Raw genomic sequence first — 23,425 nt, forward strand, 5'->3', positions numbered from 1 at the left:
CGGCCGTGAAAAACAGCCGCACAACTGCGGCTCTCAATTAATGCCCCGCCGACTGTTCGGCGGAGCATGATCGCCAAAGGCTCGACGATTACTGCTTACTCGCACCCAGTGCCAGTTTGGCAACTTGTGGCGCCGGCTGGTAGCCCGGAATGACTTGGCCGTCAGCCAAAACGATGGCCGGTGTACCGTTCACGCCAATCGACTGCCCCAAGGCAAACTGCTTGGAAACCGGGTTGGCGCATTTGGCCGCCTTGATTTCCTTGCCATCGACCATTTTGTCCATCGCGGCTTTCTTGTCGGCCGAGCACCATACCGCCTGCAACTGCTCGTCACCCGGCGAGCCCAGACCCTGGCGCGGGAACGCTACGTAGCGCACTTCCACACCGAGCTTGTTCAGCGCAGGCACTTCGGCGTGCAGCTTGTGGCAGTACGGGCAGGTGGTGTCGGTGAACACGGTGATGTGGGTCTTGGTCTCGCCGATGGCCGGGTACACCACGGTTTCAGCCACTGGAATGCCGTTGATCAGCTTGGACACGCCCAGGCGCTCGGCTTTCTCGGTCAGGTTGACCGGCTTGCCATCTTTCAACTGGAACAGGTAGCCCTGAACGATGTACTGGCCATCGGCACTGGCGTACAGCACGCGGCTGCCCTTGAGCTTGACTTCATACAGGCCGGCCATCGGGCTGGCACTGATGCTTTCGATCGGCGTGTCGAGCTGCAGGTTGGCCAGACTCTTGCGAATCGTTTGCTCGGCGGCGTCGTCGGCGACAACAAAAGTGGAAACCAACGCAATCGCTGCGGCGGCAATAATCTGGGTCAAGCGCATGGGAACTCCTGAAGGCAGATGCAGGGACGGGTGTGGAACACCGATCTGAAAATACGGGGTCATACACACAAGGCAAACAAAAGTCTGACCGTCCCCTTTGCTAACCGGCAAAGCCTACCACAGTTGGGCCGGAGGGCAGACTGCGGCGGGTAAATTGGGCCGTTTCGGATGCAATTTCATCCGCGCGGGTGGTGCTTGGCGTGCATATCCTGCAAGCGTGCCCGCGCAACATGCGTGTAGATCTGGGTTGTGGATAAGTCACTGTGCCCCAGCAGCATTTGCACCACACGCAGGTCCGCACCGTGGTTGAGCAAGTGGGTGGCGAACGCATGGCGCAACGTGTGCGGCGAAAGCGCCTTGCCGATCCCGGCCACCTTGGCCTGATGCTTGATACGGTGCCAGAAGGTCTGGCGGGTCATCTGCTCGCCGCGCAGGCTGGGAAACAGCACATCGCTGGGCCGCCCACCGAGCAACTCGATGCGGGCATCACGCATGTAGCGCTCGACCCACACGATTGCCTCCTCACCCATCGGCACCAGGCGTTCCTTGCTGCCCTTGCCCATCACCCGCAGCACGCCCTGGCGCAGGTTGACTTGCTCAAGGGTCAGGCTGATCAGCTCGGTCACGCGCAGGCCGCAGGCGTAGAGCACTTCGAGCATGGCGCGGTCGCGCTGGCCGATGGCTTCGCTGAGGTCGGGTGCGGCGAGCAAGGCATCCACGTCGGCTTCCGACAGGGATTTGGGCAATGGCCGGCCCAGTTGCGGCATGTCGATTTGCAGCGTCGGGTCGGCGGCGATGAGCTTTTCCCGCAGCAGGTAGCGATAAAAGCCACGCACGCCAGAGAGAAAACGCGCAGTGGAACGCGGCTTGTAGTTCTGCTCCAGGCGCCAGGCCAGGTGATCGAGGATCAGCTCGCGACCGGCATTGATCAGTTCGAGGTTTTTTTCCTGCAGCCAGCCATTGAACAGGGCGAGGTCACTGCGATAGGCCTGGCGGGTGTTGTCCGACAGGCCTTTTTCCAGCCACAAGGCGTCGAGAAAGCGGTCGATCAGAGGATGGTCAATGGCGGGCATAGGGGCTCAGGCTGATTACTGGAGTGTCTGGTAGATCCTATCGCAGGCAAGCCAGCTCCCACATGGGTTTTGTGTTTTGCCTGATAGCATCATCAACATCGATCGAATGTGGGAGCTGGCTTGCCTGCGATGGCCGCGACTCGGTTCAGGATCAGTCAACAAACCCTGGCAGCACCGGCACCGGGCGCTTGTCGGCATCGATCGCGACAAAGCTGAACACGCCTTGGATCGCCTTTTCGCGACCGTCGGCACTCATGCTCTCGACGAACACTTCGACTTCGACCTTGAGACTGGTGTTGCCCACCTTGATGACGCGGCCGATCAGCTCGACGATAGAACCGGCCGGAATCGCGTGATTGAAATCAATGCGATCGGTGGAGACCGTCACCAGCGGCAAGCGGCAAAAACGCGTGGCGGTAATGAACGACACTTCGTCCATCCAGGCCAAGGCAGTGCCGCCGAACAGGGTGTTGTGGTGGTTGGTAGTCGGCGGGAATACGGCCTTGGTCACGTGGGTCACGGACAGGTCGGTACGACGCTGGATTTCTTCGAGGCGGGTGGTCATGGGCAAGTACCGGCAAGGGACAAATTTCAGGCACAAAAAAGCAGCCCGTAGGCTGCTTTTTTCTGCATCGGGAAGCTGGACTTAAGCCAGTTTTTCCTTGATGCGAGCTGCTTTACCGGACAGGTCACGCAGGTAGTACAGCTTGGCTTTACGTACGTCACCGCGACGCTTAACGGCCATGCTGTCGATTTGCGGGCTGTAGGTCTGGAAAGTACGCTCTACGCCAACACCGTTGGAGATTTTACGAACAGTGAAAGCACTGTTCACACCACGGTTACGCTTGGCGATTACCACGCCTTCGAACGCTTGCAGACGCGAACGGTCGCCTTCCTTCACTTTCACCTGAACGACAATAGTGTCGCCTGGGGCAAAGGTAGGGATCTCTTTGGTCATCTGCTCTGCTTCGAGTGCAAGGATGATTTTGTTAGTCATGCTGTGCTCCTAAGGTAAGTCAATGGACCTACCATCGATACGTTGTTAACTATCGTCCCGCGCGAGGATGTATTCCTCGAGCAGCTTCTTCTCTTCTCCAGAAAGCGAGCGGCTTTCCAGAAGATCGGCGCGTCGTTCATAGGTCCGACCAAGGGACTGCTGTAAACGCCAACGCCGGATGTGTGCGTGATTGCCACTTAGCAATACGTCGGGAACACGCTGATCCGCATACACCTCCGGTCGGGTGTAGTGCGGGCAATCCAGCAAACCATCCGTGAAGGAATCTTCCTCCGCGGAGTCCGCATGCCCTAAAGCTCCAGGCAGCAGTCGTGTAACCGCATCTATCAGGACCATCGCCGGCAGCTCGCCGCCAGACAGGACATAGTCCCCAATCGACCACTCTTCATCGACATGAGCTTCAATAAACCGCTCGTCAATGCCTTCATAGCGACCGGCAATCAGGATCAGTGCTTCCTCATTCGCCAGTTCGCGTACCGCAGCCTGTTTCAGCTGACGGCCTTGAGGGGACAGGTAAATTACCTTCGCCTTCTCCCCGGCGGCGGCCTTGGCCTCAACCAACGCGTCTTCCAGGGGCTTGATCTTCATCACCATGCCCGGACCACCGCCAAATGGGCGATCATCCACAGTGTGATGTCGATCTGTCGTGTAGTCTCGCGGGTTCCAACAGGTGAGCTGCAACAGCCCCTGTTTCACCGCCCGACTGGTGATGCCGTACTCGCTGATGGCGCAGAACATCTCGGGAAACAAACTGATCACTTCAATGCGCAAATTAGCCACGCTTAGAAGTCCGCGTCCCATTCCACCTTCATCTCGCCCGCTGCCAGGTCGACGGCCAACACGCATTGCTCGGTATACGGCAACAGGCGTTCGCGATCATCCAGGCTGCCAGCGCAAGGCTTGACCACCATTACATCATTGGCGCCGGTTTCCAGAAGATGATCGATTTTCCCGAGCAATTGCCCGAGTTGATCAATAACCTTCAGACCTTCCAGCTGGTACCAGTAGTACTCGCCGTCGGTCAATTCAGGGAACAGGTTGCGCGGCACGCAGATCTCATAACCGGCCAGAAGACGCGCTTCTTCACGATCATCAAGACCCTTGAGCTTTGCGACCAGGAACTTATCGCTCCCGCGTCCACTGACCAGCTCGACCTGTTTCACACTCCCTTCGCGCTTGAGCGTCCAGGTTTTGTACTGCAACAGGTTTTCAGTCGGATCAGTAAAGGAATACACCTTCACTTCGCCGCGAACGCCATGAACAGAGTAAATCTTGCCGATAACGATCAAATCATCAGCAACAGCTGGCGTCGCGTTCATATTGCTCAGGCTGCGGCCTTAGCCGAGTCCTTCAACAGTTTTGCAACGCGCTCGGATGGCTGTGCACCCACGCTCAGCCAGTAGGCTACGCGCTCTTGGTTCACGGACAGACGAACTTCTTGACCACGAGCAACAGGGTTGAAGAAACCAACCTGTTCCTTGTGCGAACCGTCGCGCGGGTTGCGGCTGTCGGTTACGGTCAAGTGGTAAAACGGGCGCTTTTTGGAGCCGCCAAGGGCAAGACGGATTGTTAGCATGTGAACATCGTTCCTGTAGTCGGTGCTGCAAATCTAAATGCACAGCGGGCATAGGTGCCCGAAAGGCCGCATATTCTAAGGAATATCCGGACTTTTGCAAATGTCTTTTTCTGGCGCCTATCAGCGTGCCACTCAGATCTGCTATAGAGCCGTCGGTTAAAACGGCGAGTCAGCTCCCGCTAACCGCGGGTTTGCTGGAGATCCCACATCCTTGTGGGTCGGAGCAGAAGTGAACTTCCGCTCGAATTCTTTACATTTTTGGCATGCCGCCACCGGGCAACATACCGCCCATGCCGCGCATCATCTTGGCCATTCCGCCTTTTGCGGAGAACTTCTTCATCATCTTCTGCATCTGCTTGTGCTGCTTGATCAAGCGACCGATGTCCTGCACCTGGGTGCCGGAGCCCATGGCGATCCGACGCTTGCGCGAACCGCTGATCAGCTCAGGGTCGCGGCGCTCGGCCGGGGTCATGGAGTTGATGATGGCTTCCATCTGCTTGAACTGCTTCTCTGCCGCGCCCTGGGCATTGCCCATTTGCGCCAGGTTCACACCGCCGATGTTCGGCAGTTTGTCCATCAGGCCGCCGAGGCCGCCCATATTCTTCATCTGTTGCAGCTGGTCACGGAAGTCTTCGAGGTCGAAGCCCTTCCCCTTCTTCAGCTTCTTGGCCAGCTTATCGGCCTTGTCCTTGTCGAGCGTGGCTTCGGCCTGCTCGATCAGGCTGAGCACGTCGCCCATGCCGAGAATACGCGAGGCGATACGCTCAGGGTGGAACGGCTCGAGCGCGTCGCTCTTCTCGCCCATACCGATGAACTTGATCGGCTTGCCGGTGATTGCACGTACCGACAGCGCAGCACCGCCACGGGCATCACCGTCGACCTTGGTCAGGATCACGCCGGTCAGCGGCAGCGCATCACCAAAAGCCTTGGCGGTATTGGCCGCATCCTGGCCGGTCATGGCGTCGACCACGAACAGCGTCTCGACCGGATTGATCGCGGCATGCAGCGCCTTGATCTCGCCCATCATCTCTTCATCGATGTGCAGGCGACCGGCGGTATCGACGATGACCACGTCGATGAATTTGAGCTTGGCTTCTTTAATAGCCGCGTTGGCAATGTCGACCGGCTTCTGGCTCAGGTCGGACGGGAAGAAGGTCACGCCCACTTCACCCGCGAGCATTTCCAGCTGCTTGATGGCCGCCGGACGGTACACGTCGGCCGATACCACCATCACCGACTTCTTCTTGCGCTCTTTAAGGAAGCGCGCCAGCTTGCCGGCAGTGGTGGTCTTACCCGCACCTTGCAGACCGGCCATCAGCACGACGGCCGGTGGCACGGCGCTGAGGTTCAAGTCTTCGTTGGCCGCGCCCATCAGGCTTTCGAGTTCGGCCTGCACGATCTTCACAAAGGCCTGGCCCGGGGTCAGGCTGCGGGACACTTCGGTGCCGACCGCGCGCTCTTTGACCGAGTTGACGAAGTCCTTCACCACCGGCAAGGCCACGTCGGCTTCCAGCAACGCCATGCGTACTTCACGCAGGGTGTCTTTAATATTGTCCTCGGTCAGCTTGGCCTTGCCGGTTACGTGGCGCAGCGTCTGCGAGAGACGGTCAGTCAAGTTTTCAAACATGCGCGATCCTTTCAGGCCCTATTCATCGAAATGCTTTGTAGACCGAGGTAATGGCGGCCCAGGCTGTGGTAAATCGCTGTTAAAAACAGCGCTCGGCGAGCCTGCGGCGTGGGCAGGTCGCGGATTATAGCGAAGACTGCGCCTGTGCACACCCGCTGTCTGGCCCGTGAGTCTTTCGTGCGGCGTTGGTGTGTGCCAAACTCAGCGCCTTTCGGGCTTGTCTATCAGGATTTATGGTCCCCTTGTCACCCAGTTTGCTACCCAGCCTCGCCGCCGCCATTTTGTACGCCGCTGCGACTCTCTATCAGGGCACTCGTCTGGCCCAAGGCACAAAAGCGGATAAACGTCTGCTGGTGGGCCTGGGCGTCGTCGCCCTGCTCGCCCACGCCGCGAGCCTGTTCACTCATTTGATGACGCCGGTCGGCCTGGGCCTGGACTTTTTCAGTGCCGCCAGTCTGATCGCCGCTGCCGTCATCGCCCTGACGCTGCTGGCCTGTTACCGCATTCCCGTGGAAAACCTGCTGGTGCTGCTATTCCCGCTGGGAATGCTGACAGTGCTGCTGGCGCAATTCACCCCCACTGGCACCGTGCAAGTGATCGACGAGGAGCCGGGCATTCTCGCCCACATTCTGCTGTCGATCCTGGCTTACGGCATGTTCACGATTGCGGTGTTCCAGGCGTTGCTCCTGCTGCTGCAGGACCACCAGCTTAAAAACAAGCACCCGTCCGGGCTGATCAAGAACTTCCCGCCGCTGCAGACCATGGAAAGCCTGCTGTTCGGCTTCCTGTGGGCCGGCTGGACGCTGTTGTCGCTGTCGCTGATTTCCGGCTGGCTGTTCGTCGAAAACCTCTTCGCCCAACACCTGGTGCACAAAACCCTGCTGGCGTGCCTGGCCTGGGTAGTGTTCAGCGTGTTGCTGTGGGGGCGTAACCGCCTCGGCTGGCGTGGGCACAAGGCGATCCGCTGGACCCTGGCCGGTTTCTGCCTGCTGATGCTGGCCTATTTCGGCAGCAAGCTGGTTCGCGAATACATCCTGCATATCTGACGGGCAGCGATCATGGACAACTTGCCCCTTGGGCCGATGCTCGCGGTAATCGCCTTGCTGGTGTTATGGGCGGCGCTGTTTACCGCCATTGAAGCCGCACAACAGTATTTGCTGGCCCTGCGTCCCGGTACACGCCAGGGTGACAAGGCCGCCGCCCGCCTGAACTTCCCGCGTAACAGCCTGATTCTGTGCAACAGCCTGTGTCGTGCGGCCGTGGTGATTCTCTGCACGTTGCTGGCAATCTACGCCTGGGCGCAGAACGGCCCGTGGCTCGGCTGGCTGATCTCCTGCGCGATCCTGCTGGTGCTCGCCGACTACCTGCCCCGCGCCCTGGCGGTTCGCCACCCGCAAGCCGTACTGGGCTTTGGCAATACGCTGCTGGGTGTGCCGCTGAAAATCCTCTACCCCCTGGCCTGGCTGCTCAATGGCATCAGCCTGTTATTGCTGCGCCCGTTCGCACGCAAATCCGGCGTGGTGAAAAAGAGCGACGAGCCACTGCCCGATCACGACGATGAACCCGAGCCCGAGACCGATGAAAGTCGTACGCCCGGCATGCCCGGCATTCACGCGCTGGACAACATCACGGTCAACGACATCCTGGTGCCACGCAGCGAAGTGGACGGCATCAACCTGGATGACTCGGTCGAGGAGATCATTGAGCAGCTGCGCACCTCGCAACGCACGCGCCTGCCGGTGTTCCACAGTGACATCAACCAGGTCGAAGCCGTGCTCAATACCCGGCAGATCCAACACCTGCTGCCCGACGCCAGCCTGACCAAAGAAGCCTTGCTCGCTGCCTGCCACGAGCCCTATTTCGTCCCCGAAAGCACGCCCCTGCAACTGCAACTGCTGAACTTTCACAAGCAGCAGCGGCGCCTGGGCATGGTGGTGGACGAATACGGCGAAGTGCTGGGCATCGTCACTCTGGAAGATATCCTCGAAGAAATCGTCGGCGAATTCGAAAGTGATCAGGCAGCGGACAATCCGCACATCGAAGCGCAGCCCGATGGCCGCTACATCATCGACGGCGCAGCTTCGATCCGCGAACTGAACAAGAGCCTGGGCTGGCACCTGCCCAGTGACGGCCCCAAGACCTTGAACGGCCTGGTGACCGAAGCGCTGGAGACCATTCCGGATTGCGCGGTGTGCCTGAAGATCGGCCGCTATCGCCTGGAAATCCTCGAGACCGAGGACAACCGCGTCAGCAAGGTGCTGATCTGGCACACCAGCCGCGTGCCCGTCGCCGCCTAGCTTTTCGGCACTGCGCATTCCAATGTGGGAGCGGGCTTGCTCGCGAAAGCGGTGGATCAGTCAGCCCATCTTTAACTGACCCACCGCTTTCGCGAGCAAGCCCGCTCCCACAGTTGATTTGCAGCGTTTGATAGATCGTGACTGAGCCTCTTGTTGGATCCGCAAACCCCTTCCTATAATCGGGACGGCTTACCAGAGCCCTGCCCGACCGCGTGCTACCCGCACTCAGCGCGTCCAGGCACTGCGTTACCGTGTCTGACCGGTGTTTGCTCCCATCCCGAGCCGCCCCGCTTACACCCCTGATCCATGGGTGTTTGACCAATAATAATCCGCGTCCAAACGCGCAATGACCGTCAGGGATACCTCAATGAGCACCACCTATACCGAGGCTGCAACCGCCGCCCCGCTCAACTCGACCGCACGGGTCGCCACCGCGAGCATCGTCGGCACCGCCATCGAGTTCTACGATTTCTACATCTACGCCACGGCCGCTGCGCTGGTGATCGGCCCGGTGTTCTTCCCGCAGACCTCCGGCACCGCGCAGATGCTGGCGTCGTTCCTGACCTTCGGCATCGCCTTTATCGCTCGCCCGCTGGGTTCGGCGCTGTTCGGCCACTTCGGTGACCGTATCGGGCGCAAATCAACCCTGGTGGCGTCGTTGCTGCTGATGGGCGTGTGCACCACGTTGATTGGCCTGCTGCCCGGCTATGACAGCATCGGCGCCTGGGCCCCGATCCTGTTGTGCGTGCTGCGCTTCGGCCAGGGCCTGGGGCTTGGCGGCGAATGGGGCGGCGCAGCATTGCTGGCCACCGAGAACGCCCCCAAGGGCAAGCGCGCCTGGTTCGGCATGTTCCCGCAACTGGGCCCTTCGATTGGCTTTCTGGCGGCCAATGGTTTGTTCCTGATCCTGGCCATGAGCCTGAACGACGAACAGTTCCGCAGTTGGGGCTGGCGCATCCCGTTCATTCTCAGCGCGGCGCTGGTGATGGTCGGCCTGTATGCCCGCCTCAAACTGCATGAAACCCCGGTATTCGCCAACGCCGTCGCCAAGCAAGCGCCGGTGAAAGTGCCGCTGGTGGAGCTGTTCAGCCAGCATTGGCTGCCGGTCCTACTGGGCGCGGCGTCGATGGTGGTGTGCTATGCGCTGTTCTACATCACCACCGCGTTCTCGCTGAGTTACGGCGTTGCAACGCTGGGCTACAGCCGCGAGACGTTCCTGGGCCTGCTGTGCTTTGCGGTGTTGTTCATGGGCCTGGCGACGCCGCTGGCGGCCTTGGCCAGCGACCGTTACGGGCGCAAGCCGGTACTGATCGTCGGCGCCATTCTTGCGATTCTGTCGGGCTTCACCATGGAGCCGCTGCTCACCCACGGCTCGACCTGGGCCGTCGCACTGTTCCTGGCACTGGAATTGTTTCTGATGGGCGTGACCTTCGCCCCAATGGGCGCGATGCTGCCGGAACTGTTCCCCACCCGCGTGCGTTATACCGGCGCTTCGGCGGCGTATAACCTGGGCGGGATTGTCGGGGCATCGGCCGCACCCTTTTTCGCGACCAAGCTGGTGGCGATGGGCGGGCTGAGTTATGTCGGCGGGTATGTGTCGGCGGCAGCGTTGCTCAGCTTGATTGCTGTGCTGTGCCTGAAAGAGACGCGGAATAACGACTTGAACAAGGTCGCCTGATAGACCGCTATCGCAGGCAAGCCCGCTCCCACATGTTGAATTGTGAATGCCTTCAAATGTGGGAGCGGGCTTGCCTGCGATGGGCGCGACGCGGTTTTACAGCTCTACAACAACCGCCTTCGAAGCCCGAGTCGCCTTGGCCCGCGCCGCCTCGATCGACTCATCCCGCGCCAACGCCACACCCATCCGGCGCTGACCATTGACTTCCGGCTTACCAAACAGACGCAACGCCGTGTCCGGCTCGCTCAAGGCCGCGCCGAGGTTGGCGAATGCGGTCTGGGTGGACTGCCCTTCCACCAGGATCACCGCCGAAGCCGAAGGCCCGAACTGACGGATCAACGGAATCGGCAGGTCCAGGATCGCGCGCGCGTGCAGCGCGAACTGCGACAGGTCCTGAGAAATCAAGGTCACCAAGCCGGTGTCATGCGGGCGCGGCGACACTTCGCTGAACCACACTTGATCGCCCTTGATGAACAATTCCACGCCAAACAGGCCACGGCCACCCAGCGCCTCGGTCACGGCTTTGGCAACCCGCTCGGATTCCGCCAGGGCAATCGGGCTCATGGCTTGCGGCTGCCAGGATTCCTGGTAGTCGCCCTTCTCCTGACGGTGGCCGACCGGCGCGCAGAAGGTGGTGCCGCCAATGTGGCGCACAGTCAGCAGGGTGATTTCGTAATCGAAGTCGATAAAGCCTTCGATGATCACGCGGCCTTTACCGGCACGCCCGCCCTCTTGAGCGTAATCCCAGGCTTTCTGCACGTCATCGGCGCTGCGCAGCAGGCTCTGGCCCTTGCCCGAAGAGCTCATCACCGGCTTGACCACACACGGGAAGCCCAGGTCCTGCACGGCCTTGCTGTAGTCCTCGAAGGTGTCAGCAAAGTGGTACGGCGACGTCGGAAGGTCCAGCTCTTCGGCGGCCAGGCGACGAATGCCTTCACGGTTCATGGTCAGCGAGGTGGCACGCGCGGTCGGAATCACGGTGAAGCCTTCGGCTTCAAGCTCTACCAGCGTGGCGGTGGCGATGGCTTCGATTTCCGGCACGATGAAGTGCGGCTTCTCGGCTTCGATCACGGCACGCAGGGCGGCGCCGTCGAGCATGTTGATCACGTGGCTACGGTGCGCAACCTGCATGGCAGGCGCGTTGGCGTAACGATCCACGGCAATCACTTCAACGCCCAGGCGTTGCAGTTCGATTACCACTTCCTTGCCAAGCTCACCGCAGCCACACAGCAAAACGCGGGTCGCGGTTGGCGACAATGGAGTTCCGATTCGGGTCATCTCAGGTCCTCAGGGGAGCGGATCATGGGGAGAAAGGCCGGCATTTTACATGAACTGCAAGAATTGGCCTCAGTTGGCGACGGCGCGTTTGCGCAGGCGCCAGGCCATGATCAACCACACCACCGTGACCCCGGCGAATTTCGACACCAACGCCGTGCCCGCCACCGCCGGCGTCAGCGCGCCGATCAGGCCGAAGAAGATAAAGGTATCGAGCGGAATACTCAGCGCCGAACTTATCCACAGGCGATCGTGCAGTGGGCGCTTGGTGATGCTGAACACCAGCCAGTCAATGCATTCAGACACCGCAAATGCCGTGGCGCTGGCCAGGGCGATGGACGGGTCGGAGGTGATATACGACAGCACCAACGCCGCCAGCATGGCGAGTATCGCGCCATGGCCGAAGCGGGTTTGCACCATGTCGCGCAGGATAAACACCAGGCCACCCCAGGCGGACCAGATGACGTCCAGGTGCGGAGCGGTGGAGAAGGCGAAGTTGATCAACACGACGCTGCTGATGTAGGCGATCAGGAAGAGCATGGGGAAGGACCTGTGGGTAATGCCGCACAGGGTAATGCACCACAACCCCTGTGGCGAGCGGGGCTGGCAGTGGCGACCGGGCTTTGGGTGGCGAGCGGGCTTGCCCCGCGTTGGGCTGCGCAGCGGCCCCACTAAGAACGCCGCGTCTTGTCAGGCAAACCGCGGCGCCAGTTTCAGGGCTGCTTCGCAGCCCAACGCGGGGCAAGCCCGCTCGCCACCCAAAGCGCGGTCGCCACAACAAGCCAGCTCCCACATTTTTGAATGTATTCACATATCCATTGTGGGAGCTGGCTTGCCTGCGATAGCGGTGGTTCAGGCGCCCGATTTCCCCGGAATCATCCACACCAACCCACTCGCCTTTGCCCGCTCATGGCACAACGCCAACACCACCCGGCGTTCGGCATTGTCCATGCGGCTCCAGCGCGTAATTTCATCCACGTTGCGCTGGCAACCTGTGCAAATATCATCGTCATCCAGCGCGCAAATACTCACGCAGGGCGAGGCAACAGGGCGTTCAATCGGGTTCATTCTTCTTGCTCAACCAAGTCCCGGGCATAGCGCTGCGCGTTATGCACATAGTGCGCAGCGCTGGCTTCGAGCATGCGCTTTTGCGCCTCGGTCAACTCACGCACCACTTTGCCCGGCGACCCCATTACCAGCGAGCCATCGGGAATTTCCTTGCCTTCGCCGATCAACGAATTGGCGCCGATGATGCAATGCTTGCCGATTTTGGCGCCGTTGAGGATCACCGCGTTGATGCCAATCAGGCTGTAATCGCCGACGGTGCAGCCGTGCAGCATGGCGTTATGGCCAATGGTCACGCCGGTGCCCAGGGTCAGCGGGTAGCCCATGTCGGTGTGCATCACGCTGCCGTCCTGCACGTTGCTGTTCTTGCCGATCAGGATCAGTTCGTTGTCGCCACGCAACACCGCGTTGAACCACACATTGGCGCCCTCCTCCAGCTTGACCTTGCCGACCAGCGTGGCATTGGGCGCCACCCAGCTTTGCGGATGAGTCTCGACGCGGGCGTCGCCCAGGCGGTATTTCATGGTGTGTCCTCACGACGATGCCATTCAAGCGATGGCTCAGGTATTGATGAAACTCTTGGGTGGCTGGTGCAGGCTGATCTGCGCGTCGTCATAGAGCAGGTTGATCAGCTCGACAATCATGATTGCCGTCAGCCCCCAGATTTTGTATTCGCCAAACCGATAGCTGGGCACATACCAACTGCGGCCCTGGTAATCGATACGGTGGGTATGTTCGCGCGGGTCCTGGCGGAAGAACTCCAGAGGCACGCTGAACACGGCGGCGATCTCGGCATCATTGGCCAGGTATTCGACGTAATCGGGGATAACCCCGACATAAGGCGTTACGCGGATACCGTGCAGGGAAATCAGCGGGCTCAACGGGCCGATGACTTCCACCAGGCCGGGCGGCAGGCCGATTTCTTCTTCGGCTTCGCGCAGCGCGGTAAAAATCAGGTCCGGGTCTTCGGGGTCACGTCGCCCGCCCGGAAACGCCACTTCGCCGCCGTGGGTCGACAGGCCACTGGCGCGCAGGGTCAGGATCAGCTCAGGTTCGTCACTGCGGGTAATCGGCACCAACACGGCGGCCTCGGGGAAACGCCCGTCAGTTTCCAGTGTGTGAGGGGTGTGATTGCTTACCCGGCGAAGTAGCTCGTCCAGCATGAGTCATCTCGGTCTGTTGGCTACCTTGCATCATGCACCAAAGCGGGCGGGTGCCCAACCCCAAAACCCGGCACATGTCGCGAAACGACAACTTGCAGGGCCCTGCCCGCCAAGCCAAGATAGGCCCACTCTCCAGGAACCCCAGCATGAACTTCTGCAGCCAGTGCGGTAAACCGGTTACCCAGCGCATTCCCGAAGGCGACACACGCCTGCGCTATGTGTGTGATCACTGCTCGACCATTCACTACCAGAACCCCAATATCGTCGCCGGCACCGTGCCAGTGTGGGGCGACCAAGTGCTGCTATGCCGCCGCGCCATCGAGCCGCGCCTGGGTTACTGGACCTTGCCCGCAGGCTTTATGGAAAACGCCGAGACCGTAGAGCAGGCCGCCGTGCGCGAAACCCTGGAAGAAGCCTGCGCCCGCGTGCGCAACCTGAACATCTACACCCTGATCGACGTGCCGCACATCAGCCAGGTGCATATTTTCTACCGCGCCGAACTGGTCGACCTGGACTTTGCCGCAGGCCCCGAAAGCCTTGAGGTGAAGCTGTTCGATGAAGCCGATATCCCTTGGTCAGAGCTGGCTTTCCGCACGGTCGGGCGTACCTTAGAATGCTTCTTCGCTGACCGCCGGCAACAACAGTTCCCGGTACGCAGCGAGTCGGTGCCGCCGATGACGCGGCCGGCCAAATAACACCTTCAGGCAGCACCGTCTAACAAGGGAAACCGTTTCAATGCGTTGGTTGCTCGCTTTCATCTGCCTGTCGTTCGCTACCCTGTCCTCGGCCTCCACGGTGGAAATCCTCGGCGGCAAACCTGTCGAGAAAATCCTGGTGCTCAAGTCGGCGCACCAGTTGCAACTGATCAACGACGGCAAACCGCTCAAGACCTATCGCATCTCGCTGGGCAAAAACCCCAAGGGCACCAAGCAGTTCGAGGGCGACCGCCGCACGCCGGAAGGTTTTTACTGGATCGACTGGCGCAAGACCAGCGACCGCTACAACCTGGCCATGCACATTTCCTACCCCAATATCAGCGACTCTGCCCGCGCGCGCCGCGAAGGCGTGAGACCGGGCAGCATGATCATGATCCACGGCACGCCCGACACCGAGGAATACCCGGAGCAATGGTTCCACACCCTCGACTGGACCGATGGCTGTATCGGCATGCGCAACGTCGACATGCGCGAAGTCTGGAACCTGGTCAAAGACGGCACCATGATCGAGATTCGGCCGTAATTTCGTACCGTTCGTAAAATAATCTGAAAATAATTCCTGCCCCTGGCAGCGCCTGCCGGTGAATACCAGTTCACCGCGCCGGGCTGCCCAGTTCTGCGCGCTATAAAGACCTCTCTAATACCACTTGATACCACGCACCCTTAAAGCGCCCTGAAACCGGGTTCCGCACCGTTTTGGCCGCATTGACATGGTATTTAAGTGGTATTAATTTCCGGCCATTACCGGGCGACAACACTCCAATAACCGCATCGGAAACTTCACAGATGAATCCCATCCAGACGCTGCGCCCTGACGAGAAACAATCCACGCCGCTGTACCTGCAACTGGCCCGCAACCTTGAAGCGGCGATCCATGCCGGCCAGTGGAAATCCGAGCAGGCCTTGCCGTCGGAACGCGCCCTCAGCGAGCAACTGAGCATTTCGCGGGTGACCGCACGTAAAGCGCTGGAAGTGTTGTTCGCCCAAGGCCTGATCCGCCGCAGCCAAGGCTCCGGCACCTTTATCACGCCGCGCCTGGAACAACCGCTGTCACGCCTGTCGGGCTTCAGCGAAATGCTGCGGCTCAAAGGTTTTGTACCGACTTCGCAGTGGCTGGAACGCGACATCACCCCGCCGACCCACGAAGAGCTGATTCGCCTGGGCCTGTCGCCTACCGACAAAGTCGCGCGACTCAAACGCTTGCGTAAAGCCGACGACACGGTGATGGCAATTGAAATGACCGCCATGCCCGCCTCGGTGCTGCCGCATCCGCAGGCCATCGGCAATTCGCTGTACGAGTACCTGGAAAGCATCGGCAAGCCCATCGTGCGCGCCTTGCAGCATATCCAGGCGATCAACGCCTCGGATGAGTTCGCCAAGCTGGTGGGCATCGCCCCCGGCACCGCCATGCTGCTGATGACGCGTGTCGGTTACACCGCTGACAACACGCCGATTGAAATCACCGACACCTACTGCCGCAACGACTACTACGACTTCGTCGCAGAGCTGCGCCGCCATGACTACTCCGCTGAACTGCGCATTTAGAGAACTGCCCATGTCCGAAGACAACATCCTCACGCCCAGCGGCTGGATTCGCGGCCGCCTGGTGCACGAACACGGCAAAGTGGTCGCCGTCCAAGGCACGCCGTGCGACCCGGCTGACAACGACCTGCCCTACCTGCTGCCGGGTTTCATCGACCTGCATGTGCATGGCGGTGGCGGCAAAGACATCATGGAAGGCGTCGACGCCTTCGAGACCATCACCCGCACCCACGTGCGTTTTGGCACGACGTCGCTGCTGGCCACCACCATGACGGCGCCGGTGAACGAGATCTCCCGTGTGCTCGGCGAGCTCGGCACCTTCTGCGAGCAGCGCCCGAGCGGCAGCGCCCGCGTACTCGGCGTGCACCTGGAAGGCCCCTACATCAATCCGGGCAAACTCGGCGCCCAACCCAACTTCGCCCACACCGCGCTGATGGCCGAAGTGGAAACCTATCTGCGCCTGGCGCCGATCCGGGTGATCACCATCGCCCCGGAAATTGCCGGGCATGACGGCCTGATCCGCGCCCTCAGCCAACGCGGCGTGCGCATGCAGATCGGCCACACATTGGGCAGTTATGAAGAAGGCGTCGCCGCCCTCGCCGCCGGCGCCACCAGCTTCACGCATTTGTACAACGCCATGAGCCCGCTGCATCACCGCGAGCCGGGCATCGTCGGCGCCGCTCTGGCCCACGCCCAATACGCGGAACTGATCCCCGACCTGCTGCACGTGCATCCCGGCGCCATGCGCGTGGCCCTGCGTTCGATCCCGTGCCTGTACTGCGTCACCGATTCCACCGCCGCCGCCGGCATGCCCGACGGCGAATACAAGCTGGGCAGCCACACCGTGACCAAATGCCTGGGCGGCGTGCGCCTGGCAGATGGAACGCTGGCCGGCAGCACGCTGACCATGGACCAGGCGCTGCGCAACCTGGTGAAAATCGGCCTGCCCATCAGCGAAGCCTCACAACGCCTGTCGCAATTTCCTGCGGATTACCTGGGCCTGGAAGAACGCGGCCGCCTGCAACCCGGCAGCTTCGCCGACTGCGTACGCCTGGACCGCTCCCTGCACCTCACCGACGTAATGGTCGAAGGAGAAACCATTGACTTCAAAAATGCTTGAAGAGGCCCTGGCCTCCTGTGACGCCGTGGCCGCTCAACTGCAACGCCTGGACCCGCTGCTGGAAGAAGTCGCCGGTCGCCTGCGCCGCCAGCCGCCGCAAGTGGCGATGACCATTGCCCGTGGCAGTTCGGACCACGCCGCCAGCTACTTTGCCTACCTGGCCATGCAGCACGTGGGCATTCCGGTGGCGTCGTTGCCGATGTCAGTGGTGACCCTGTTGCAGGCGCCATTGAAAGTCAGCGGTCAGGTGGCATTCGGTTTCTCGCAGTCGGGGCAAAGCCCGGACCTGGTCAACAGCCTGCGCCTGCTGCGCAAACGCGGTGCGTTGAGTATTTCGCTGGTCAACGCCGAAGACTCACCACTGGAAGCCGCCTGCGAATTCCACCTGCCGCTGTGCGCCGGGCCGGAACTCAGCGTGGCCGCGACCAAAAGCTTCATCGCCACCCTCAGCGCCAGCGCGCAGTTGATTGGCCACTGGAGCCAGGAAGACGACTTGCTGCAGGCCTGCCGCACGCTGCCCGATGAACTGCGTGCAGCGGCCAAACAGGATTGGAGCGCCGCTATCGAGGCCCTGCGTGGCTGCCAGCAATTGATGGTGATCGGCCGTGGCGCCGGTTTTGCCATCGCCCAGGAAGCCGCGCTCAAGCTCAAGGAAACCTCGGCGATCCAGGCCGAAGCCTTCAGCAGCGCCGAAGTCCGCCACGGACCGATGGCCTTGATTGACGAAAACTACCCGCTGCTGATATTCGCCCCACGCGGCGCCGAGCAGGCCGGGCTGCTGAGCCTGGCCGCCGACATGCGCCAGCGCGGCGCCCGTGTGCTGCTGGCCGCGCCAGACGATATCGCCGAGCGCGACCTGACCCTGAGCCGCGCCGAACACCCAAGCCTGGACCCGATCCTGGCGATTCAAAGCTTTTACGTAATGGCCGCCGGCCTGGCGCAAGCCCGGGGCATGGACCCCGACCAGCCGCGTCACCTGAGCAAAGTTACCCGCACTCACTGAGTCGATTGTCGTGTTTTCCTGATGAGTACCGTGCCCATGTCCAACAACAATAATGAATTGACCCTCAGCGCCCCACTCAGTGGCCCGGTGCTCGCCCTGGGCGAGGTGCCCGACGAAGTGTTCGCCAGTGGTGCCATGGGTGACGGTATCGCCATCGACCCGCTGAACGATTGCCTGCATGCACCCTGTGACGGGGTGATCATCCATGTCGCGCGCACCGGGCATGCCCTGACGATTCGTGCCGAGAACGGCGCCGAGGTGCTGATGCACGTGGGCATCGACACCGTGGAACTCAATGGCGAAGGGTTTGCGCTGCTGGTCAAGGAAGGCGCGCGGGTGAGCAAAGGCCAGGCGCTGGTGCAGTTTGATCTGGACCGCATTGCGCGCCAGTGCAAAAGCCTGGTCAGCCTGATTATTCTGACCAATGGCGAGCGTTTTGAGCTGCGGCCGGTAGCAGGAAAAATCACCAAGGTCGGTGAGCCGTTGCTGCACATCGTCACGCGCTCAGCGACCACCCAGCCGGCGGTTGTGGATAACTCGGTCACCGAAGTCCGCGCCTGCGTGCGCATCACACACCGTGGCGGTTTGCATGCACGCCCCGCCGCATTGATCCGCAAAACCGCCCAGGGTTTCAGCAGCCAGGCGCAGTTGCACTTCGCGGGCAAATCCGCGCCGTGCGACAGCCTGATTGGCTTGATGGGGCTGGGGATCGGTGAAGGCGACGAAGTGCGCGTCACTTGCCGCGGCAAGGATTGCGAGGCGGCGTTGCAGGCGTTGGTGGCGGCGCTGTCCGCGGCGGTCAGCGAAGAACATCACGCGCCCGTGGCGGTCGCCCCACGCAAGGAGAGCACCGAAACCGGTGTGTTGCAAGGCGTGTGCGCGGCCCCCGGCCTGGTCTGCGGGCCGCTGTTGCGTCTCACCGGTATAGAACTGCCGGCCGACACCGGCAATCACTCGGCCGATGAACAACTGCAACGTTTGGACACGGCCCTTGAGCAAGTGCGTGGCGAGATCCGCACGACCCTGGACCACGCCCGCCAACGCAAAAACGTCGAAGAAGAAGAGATCTTCGCCGCCCACCTCGCCCTGCTGGAAGACCCGGCCCTGCTGGACGCGGCCACCGCGGCCATCGAACAAGGCAGCGCCGCCACCCACGCCTGGCGCGATGCAATCCAGGCGCAATGCGCGGTGTTGCTGGCGTTGGGCAAACCGCTGTTCGCCGAGCGCGCCAACGACCTGCGCGACTTGCAGCAACGCGTGCTGCGTTCACTGCTGGGCGAAACCTGGCATTTCGAATTGCCTGCCGGTGCGATTGTCAGCGCCCATGAGCTGACGCCGTCCGACCTCCTGCAACTGAGTGCGCAACACGCGGCCGGCATCTGCATGGCCGAAGGCGGTGCTACGTCCCACGTGGCCATTTTGGCTCGCGGCAAAGGCTTGCCCTGCGTAGTGGCGCTGGGCGCAGCAGTGCTTGATGTGCCCCAAGGCCAACGCGTGGTGCTCGACGCGGTCAATGGGCGCCTGGAACTGACGCCCAGCGAGGCGCGTCACGCTGAAGTGCACCAGATTCGCGACGCGCAAAAACTGCGCCGCCAGCAGCAACAGACACAAGCACAAGAACCGGCGCACACCCGCGATGGCGTGTGTATTGAAGTGGCCGCCAACGTCGCCTCCAGCGCCGAGGCCCACGTGGCGTTTGAAAACGGCGCCGATGGCGTCGGCCTGCTGCGCACCGAATTCCTCTTCGTCGATCGCCGCACCGCGCCGGATGAACAAGAGCAGCGCCAAGCCTACCAAGCCGTGCTGGATGCCATGGGCGACAAGTCGGTGATTATTCGCACCATCGACGTGGGCGGCGACAAGCAGCTCGACTACCTGCCGCTGCCCGTGGAGGCCAACCCGGTGTTGGGCCTGCGCGGTATCCGCATGGCCCAGGTGCGGCCCGAACTGCTCGACCAGCAACTGCGCGCGCTGCTGCAAGTCAGCCCGTTGGCACGGTGCCGCATTCTGCTGCCGATGGTCAGCGAAGTGGATGAACTGCTGCAGATCCGCCAGCGCCTGGATGAGTTATGTGCCGAGCTGGGGCTGACGCAGCGCCCGGAGCTGGGCGTGATGATCGAAGTGCCCGCCGCCGCGCTGATGGCCGAACAGCTGGCCAAACATGCCGACTTCCTCTCCATCGGCACCAATGACCTGTCCCAGTACACCCTGGCCATGGACCGCGACCACTCCGGCCTCGCCGCGCGGGTCGATGCCTTGCACCCGGCGCTGCTACGGCTGATCGCGCAAACCTGCGCGGGCGCGGCCAAGCATGGGCGTTGGGTCGGCGTTTGCGGCGCCCTCGCGTCCGATCCGCTGGCCACGCCAGTGCTGGTCGGCCTGGGCGTCAGCGAGCTGTCGGTGAGCCCGCCACAGATCGGAGAAATCAAGGACCGCGTCCGTCACCTGGACGCGGCTCAATGCCGGCAACTGAGCCTTGGCCTGCTCGACCTGAGCAGCGCCAAGGCGGTTCGCCAAGCCTGCCAACACCACTGGCCGCTGAGCTGACAACAACAAGAACAAGGGAGACACGCCATGTACCAACATTTTATCGAAGGCTTACAACGCCTGGGCCGCGCGCTGATGCTGCCGATCGCGATCCTGCCGATCGCCGGCCTCTTGCTGCGCCTGGGCGACACCGACCTGCTCAACATCGCCGTGATGCACGACGCCGGGCAGGCGATCTTCGCCAACCTCGCGCTGATCTTCGCCATCGGTATTGCTGTGGGGTTTGCCCGCGACAATAACGGCACGGCGGGCCTGGCCGGTGCAATTGGTTACCTGGTGATGGTTTCCACGCTCAAGGTGATGGACACCACCATCAACATGGGCATGCTCGCCGGTATCGCCAGCGGCTTGATGGCGGGCGGGCTGTACAACCGCTTCAAGGACATCAAGTTGCCCGAATACCTGGCCTTCTTTGGCGGGCGACGTTTTGTGCCGATTGTCACCGGCTTTTCGGCAGTGGCCCTGGGCGTGATCTTTGGCCTGATCTGGCCGCCGATCCAGCACGGCATCAACAGTTTCGGTGTGTTGCTGATGGAAAGCGGCAGCTTTGGCGCTTTCGTGTTCGGCGTGTTCAACCGCCTGCTGATCGTCACCGGCCTGCACCATATCCTCAACAACATGGCGTGGTTCGTGTTCGGCACCTTCACCGACCCGACCACCGGCGCCGTGGTGACCGGCGACTTGACCCGCTACTTTGCCGGCGACCCCAAAGGTGGCCAGTTCATGACCGGCATGTTCCCGGTGATGCTGTTCGGCCTGCCCGCCGCCTGCCTGGCGATGTACCGCAACGCGCTGCCGGAGCGCCGCAAAGTGATGGGCGGGATCTTCCTGTCGATGGCGCTGACCTCGTTCTTGACCGGCGTGACGGAGCCGATTGAGTTCGCGTTCATGTTCCTCGCGCCGTTCCTGTACTTGATCCACGCCGTGCTGACTGGCCTGTCGATGGCTGTCACTGACCTGTTGAATATCCACCTCGGTTTTACCTTCTCCGGTGGCTTTATCGACATGGTACTGGGCTGGGGCAAGTCCACCAACGGCTGGCGGGTGATCCCGGTGGGGTTGGCGTACGCGGTGATCTACTACAGCGTGTTCAACTACTGCATCCGTCGCTTCAACCTGAAAACGCCTGGGCGTGAAGACATCCAGGTGGTGCAGGCCGAGGCGATGAGTGATAACCAACGGGCCGGTGCGTATATCCGTGCGCTGGGCGGTGCGGCCAACTTGCTGAGTGTCGGCGCGTGCACCACCCGCCTGCGCCTGGACATGGTGGATCGCAACAAAGCAGTGGACGCGGACTTGAAAGCACTCGGCGCCATGGCCGTGGTTCGCCCAGGCAATGGCGGGAGCCTGCAGGTGGTGGTCGGGCCCATGGCCGACAGCATTGCCGATGAGATTCGCTTGGCCATGCCGTCGTTTGTTGCCAGTGCGCCGGTGGCGGCTGCACCTGTGGATAAGCCGGTTGCGGTGAATGTGCAGGAGGCCGAGAAATGGCTGAAGGCCTTGGGTGGCCGTGAAAATGTCCGGCAGCTGGACGCCGTGGCGATGACCCGGTTGCGGGTGGAGTTGGGGGATGATTCGGTGCTGTCCGAAACTGATCTGACGGCGCTCGGTTGCCAGGGCATGAGCCAGTTGGATAGCGGTGTTTGGCACTTGTTGATTGGTGACAAGGCCTCGGGATTGAGTGAGGCGCTGGAGCGGTTGGTCAGTGGCCGTGAGGTCGGCGCCAGGGTCTAGCGCTGTAGCGGCTTTTCTGGCCTCATCGCGGGCAAGCCCGGCTCCCACATTTGACTGTATTCACAGCTCAAAAATGTGGGAGCGGGCTTGCCCGCGATTGGGCCCGACAGGCGTCCGATTACTTCGGTTCAGGCACCTCAGCTAAATCCAACACCCGATCCACCATCAACTGGATACCCTCCAGCATCCGATGAATTCCCAGCACCGCATCACGCTGCGGGCCGTCGATGTCAAACGCCAGATTGCCCGCCAGCGCCTGCACGGATGCCAGGTCTTGGGAGGCATTGGCGAGGAGGGTTTCGCTGTTCAGGTTGGGGAGTATGGTGAAGATTTGGTCGGTGGGCTGAGAATCAGATGGAGGATTTGGACTGTCTTTGATCATGGTGTATTTCCTAGTGAGAGTTTAGGAACTACCAACATCACTTGCAGTTGATGGGTGGCAGCTGTGCGCGGGCCTGCAAGACCGAGTCCCACCAGCACCTCGGTAGACCCGAAGGTCTCCCGCACACAGCCGCCATAAATGACGACCATGAAAAAACGCCGCAATTATAAAGGCGCTTAGGAGTAACTGGTGAGGTTTCGGCGGGCTTGCAGTCCCGGTCGCCACATTGGCAGCGACCCGAGAAGATTAGTGAGGCCAGTTCCGAGGGACAACCTGAAAGGCATGTGGGAAAGGTCTGAGGTGCCTGTCCCGACGCCTTCGCGAGCAAGCCCGCTCCCACAGTTTGATCGGTGCCCGACGTGGCAATGCGGTCAAATGTGGGAGCTGGCTTGCCTGCGATTGGCCCGTACAGGCAACAAAAAACCCGCTGACCAAACTGGCCCAGCGGGTTTCTTGTTTCTGCAATCTGCGAATCAAAAATCCGCCAGCTGCCACACCTCATACGCCGGTGTCTCATACGGGTGACTCAGTTTGAGCGCAGCCACTACAGCCACAATCAATTCATCCGCCACCACCAGCTCAACCTTCCACTCTTCGACCACTTCAACCTGGCCCACCTGCCCAATAAACGGCTGGCTGCCGTCCAATGCGCGGAATTGGCCCTGGCCCAGCACTTGCCAGGCGCAGCTGTCGTAGTCGCCGATGCGCCCGCCGCCGGCTGCGAAGACGGCGGTTTTTACCGTCTCCACGTGGCTTGCGGGCACAAAGAAGCTGAGCTTGTACACC

The 23,425-nt window shown here is 61.3% G+C and carries 25 protein-coding genes; 10 read left to right on the forward strand and 15 right to left on the reverse strand.

All coding sequences use genetic code 11. The features are described from left to right. Window positions 1-88: 88 nt before the first annotated feature. The 8 genes from NTD89_RS22840 to ffh form a co-directional block, all read right to left on the reverse strand. Window positions 89-826, reverse strand: a complete 738-nt coding sequence (locus tag NTD89_RS22840; RefSeq protein ID WP_145164137.1) for a thioredoxin fold domain-containing protein — start codon at window positions 824-826, stop codon at window positions 89-91. Window positions 827-1,002: 176 nt separating this feature from the next. Further along, the gene (xerD, locus tag NTD89_RS22845; protein WP_262209842.1) at window positions 1,003-1,899 is read right to left on the reverse strand and encodes a site-specific tyrosine recombinase XerD; all 897 of its coding nucleotides are present in this window, start codon (window positions 1,897-1,899) and stop codon (window positions 1,003-1,005) included. Between the two features lie 151 nt (window positions 1,900-2,050). Continuing rightward, window positions 2,051-2,464: an acyl-CoA thioesterase gene (locus NTD89_RS22850; protein ID WP_003193963.1), complete on the reverse strand. Its 414-nt coding sequence runs from the start codon at window positions 2,462-2,464 to the stop codon at window positions 2,051-2,053. Window positions 2,465-2,545: 81 nt separating this feature from the next. After that, window positions 2,546-2,896: a 50S ribosomal protein L19 gene (gene rplS, locus NTD89_RS22855; protein WP_003175895.1), complete on the reverse strand. Its 351-nt coding sequence runs from the start codon at window positions 2,894-2,896 to the stop codon at window positions 2,546-2,548. Window positions 2,897-2,941: 45 nt separating this feature from the next. Beyond that, the gene (gene trmD / locus NTD89_RS22860; RefSeq protein ID WP_262209844.1) at window positions 2,942-3,715 is read right to left on the reverse strand and encodes a tRNA (guanosine(37)-N1)-methyltransferase TrmD; all 774 of its coding nucleotides are present in this window, start codon (window positions 3,713-3,715) and stop codon (window positions 2,942-2,944) included. Next, window positions 3,697-4,233, reverse strand: coding sequence for a ribosome maturation factor RimM (rimM, locus tag NTD89_RS22865; RefSeq protein WP_003175898.1), 537 nt, complete (start codon window positions 4,231-4,233; stop codon window positions 3,697-3,699). The genes trmD and rimM overlap by 19 nt, the downstream gene beginning before the upstream one ends. 5 nt (window positions 4,234-4,238) lie before the next feature. Then, on the reverse strand, window positions 4,239-4,490 hold the full coding sequence (gene rpsP / locus NTD89_RS22870; protein WP_003175899.1) for a 30S ribosomal protein S16: 252 nt from the start codon (window positions 4,488-4,490) through the stop codon (window positions 4,239-4,241). Between the two features lie 250 nt (window positions 4,491-4,740). Continuing rightward, on the reverse strand, window positions 4,741-6,117 hold the full coding sequence (ffh, locus tag NTD89_RS22875; RefSeq protein ID WP_010207982.1) for a signal recognition particle protein: 1,377 nt from the start codon (window positions 6,115-6,117) through the stop codon (window positions 4,741-4,743). 233 nt (window positions 6,118-6,350) lie between these two features. On the opposite strand from ffh, the gene NTD89_RS22880 reads away from it, so the two are divergent. From NTD89_RS22880 to NTD89_RS22890, 3 genes are all read left to right on the forward strand, one after another. Beyond that, the gene (locus NTD89_RS22880) at window positions 6,351-7,163 is read left to right on the forward strand and encodes an inner membrane protein YpjD (protein WP_106578310.1); all 813 of its coding nucleotides are present in this window, start codon (window positions 6,351-6,353) and stop codon (window positions 7,161-7,163) included. Between the two features lie 12 nt (window positions 7,164-7,175). After that, window positions 7,176-8,414 carry a transporter associated domain-containing protein gene (locus NTD89_RS22885; RefSeq protein WP_262209849.1) on the forward strand — a complete coding sequence of 413 codons (1,239 nt, stop codon included), beginning with the start codon at window positions 7,176-7,178 and terminating at the stop codon, window positions 8,412-8,414. 367 nt (window positions 8,415-8,781) lie between these two features. Further along, on the forward strand, window positions 8,782-10,092 hold the full coding sequence (locus tag NTD89_RS22890; RefSeq protein ID WP_145164143.1) for an MFS transporter: 1,311 nt from the start codon (window positions 8,782-8,784) through the stop codon (window positions 10,090-10,092). A gap of 96 nt (window positions 10,093-10,188) precedes the next feature. Here NTD89_RS22890 and purT read toward each other — a convergent pair whose 3' ends face one another. From purT to NTD89_RS22915, 5 genes are all read right to left on the reverse strand, one after another. Beyond that, window positions 10,189-11,370, reverse strand: coding sequence for a formate-dependent phosphoribosylglycinamide formyltransferase (purT, locus tag NTD89_RS22895; protein WP_262209850.1), 1,182 nt, complete (start codon window positions 11,368-11,370; stop codon window positions 10,189-10,191). A gap of 69 nt (window positions 11,371-11,439) precedes the next feature. After that, window positions 11,440-11,907, reverse strand: coding sequence for a VUT family protein (locus NTD89_RS22900; protein WP_106578306.1), 468 nt, complete (start codon window positions 11,905-11,907; stop codon window positions 11,440-11,442). A 312-nt stretch (window positions 11,908-12,219) separates the two neighbouring features. Next, window positions 12,220-12,435 (reverse strand): DUF1289 domain-containing protein, encoded by a 216-nt coding sequence (locus tag NTD89_RS22905; RefSeq protein WP_262209853.1) that lies wholly within the window; start codon window positions 12,433-12,435, stop codon window positions 12,220-12,222. Then, window positions 12,432-12,956, reverse strand: a complete 525-nt coding sequence (locus NTD89_RS22910) for a gamma carbonic anhydrase family protein (protein WP_106578304.1) — start codon at window positions 12,954-12,956, stop codon at window positions 12,432-12,434. Before NTD89_RS22910 ends, NTD89_RS22905 begins: the two co-directional genes overlap by 4 nt. A 36-nt stretch (window positions 12,957-12,992) precedes the next feature. After that, window positions 12,993-13,595 carry a CoA pyrophosphatase gene (locus tag NTD89_RS22915; protein WP_060754282.1) on the reverse strand — a complete coding sequence of 201 codons (603 nt, stop codon included), beginning with the start codon at window positions 13,593-13,595 and terminating at the stop codon, window positions 12,993-12,995. Between the two features lie 146 nt (window positions 13,596-13,741). Here NTD89_RS22915 and NTD89_RS22920 point away from each other — a divergent pair, with 146 nt between their 5' ends. The 7 genes from NTD89_RS22920 to nagE all read left to right on the forward strand — a co-directional run bounded on the left by NTD89_RS22920 (window position 13,742) and on the right by nagE (window position 22,257). Further along, a complete protein-coding gene (locus NTD89_RS22920; protein ID WP_262209856.1) occupies window positions 13,742-14,290 on the forward strand; it encodes an NUDIX hydrolase in 549 nt (182 codons plus the stop codon). A 40-nt stretch (window positions 14,291-14,330) separates the two neighbouring features. Beyond that, window positions 14,331-14,834 (forward strand): murein L,D-transpeptidase family protein, encoded by a 504-nt coding sequence (locus NTD89_RS22925; RefSeq protein ID WP_242199909.1) that lies wholly within the window; start codon window positions 14,331-14,333, stop codon window positions 14,832-14,834. Between the two features lie 263 nt (window positions 14,835-15,097). After that, complete coding sequence (locus NTD89_RS22930; protein WP_106578301.1) at window positions 15,098-15,856, forward strand: GntR family transcriptional regulator; 759 nt, start codon at window positions 15,098-15,100, stop codon at window positions 15,854-15,856. Window positions 15,857-15,866: 10 nt separating this feature from the next. Next, a complete protein-coding gene (gene nagA, locus NTD89_RS22935) occupies window positions 15,867-16,973 on the forward strand; it encodes an N-acetylglucosamine-6-phosphate deacetylase (protein WP_262209857.1) in 1,107 nt (368 codons plus the stop codon). Then, window positions 16,954-17,976 (forward strand): SIS domain-containing protein, encoded by a 1,023-nt coding sequence (locus NTD89_RS22940; RefSeq protein ID WP_262209858.1) that lies wholly within the window; start codon window positions 16,954-16,956, stop codon window positions 17,974-17,976. The genes nagA and NTD89_RS22940 overlap by 20 nt, the downstream gene beginning before the upstream one ends. Before the next feature lie 36 nt (window positions 17,977-18,012). Next, the gene (gene ptsP / locus NTD89_RS22945; RefSeq protein ID WP_262209860.1) at window positions 18,013-20,523 is read left to right on the forward strand and encodes a phosphoenolpyruvate--protein phosphotransferase; all 2,511 of its coding nucleotides are present in this window, start codon (window positions 18,013-18,015) and stop codon (window positions 20,521-20,523) included. Window positions 20,524-20,550: 27 nt separating this feature from the next. Then, entirely contained in the window at window positions 20,551-22,257 is a 1,707-nt protein-coding gene (gene nagE, locus NTD89_RS22950) for an N-acetylglucosamine-specific PTS transporter subunit IIBC (protein WP_262209862.1), read from the forward strand. A 118-nt stretch (window positions 22,258-22,375) separates the two neighbouring features. Here the strand turns inward: nagE and NTD89_RS22955 are convergent, their stop codons facing one another. Together NTD89_RS22955 and NTD89_RS22960 are read right to left on the reverse strand one after the other, a co-directional pair. After that, window positions 22,376-22,639: a DUF6124 family protein gene (locus tag NTD89_RS22955; RefSeq protein WP_262209864.1), complete on the reverse strand. Its 264-nt coding sequence runs from the start codon at window positions 22,637-22,639 to the stop codon at window positions 22,376-22,378. Window positions 22,640-23,112: 473 nt separating this feature from the next. After that, window positions 23,113-23,424, reverse strand: a complete 312-nt coding sequence (locus tag NTD89_RS22960; RefSeq protein WP_262209866.1) for an NGG1p interacting factor NIF3 — start codon at window positions 23,422-23,424, stop codon at window positions 23,113-23,115. Between the last annotated feature and the right edge of the window lies 1 nt (window position 23,425).

The organism is Pseudomonas sp. 14P_5.3_Bac1 (genome assembly GCF_025466135.1).
Lineage (GTDB): Bacteria > Pseudomonadota > Gammaproteobacteria > Pseudomonadales > Pseudomonadaceae > Aquipseudomonas.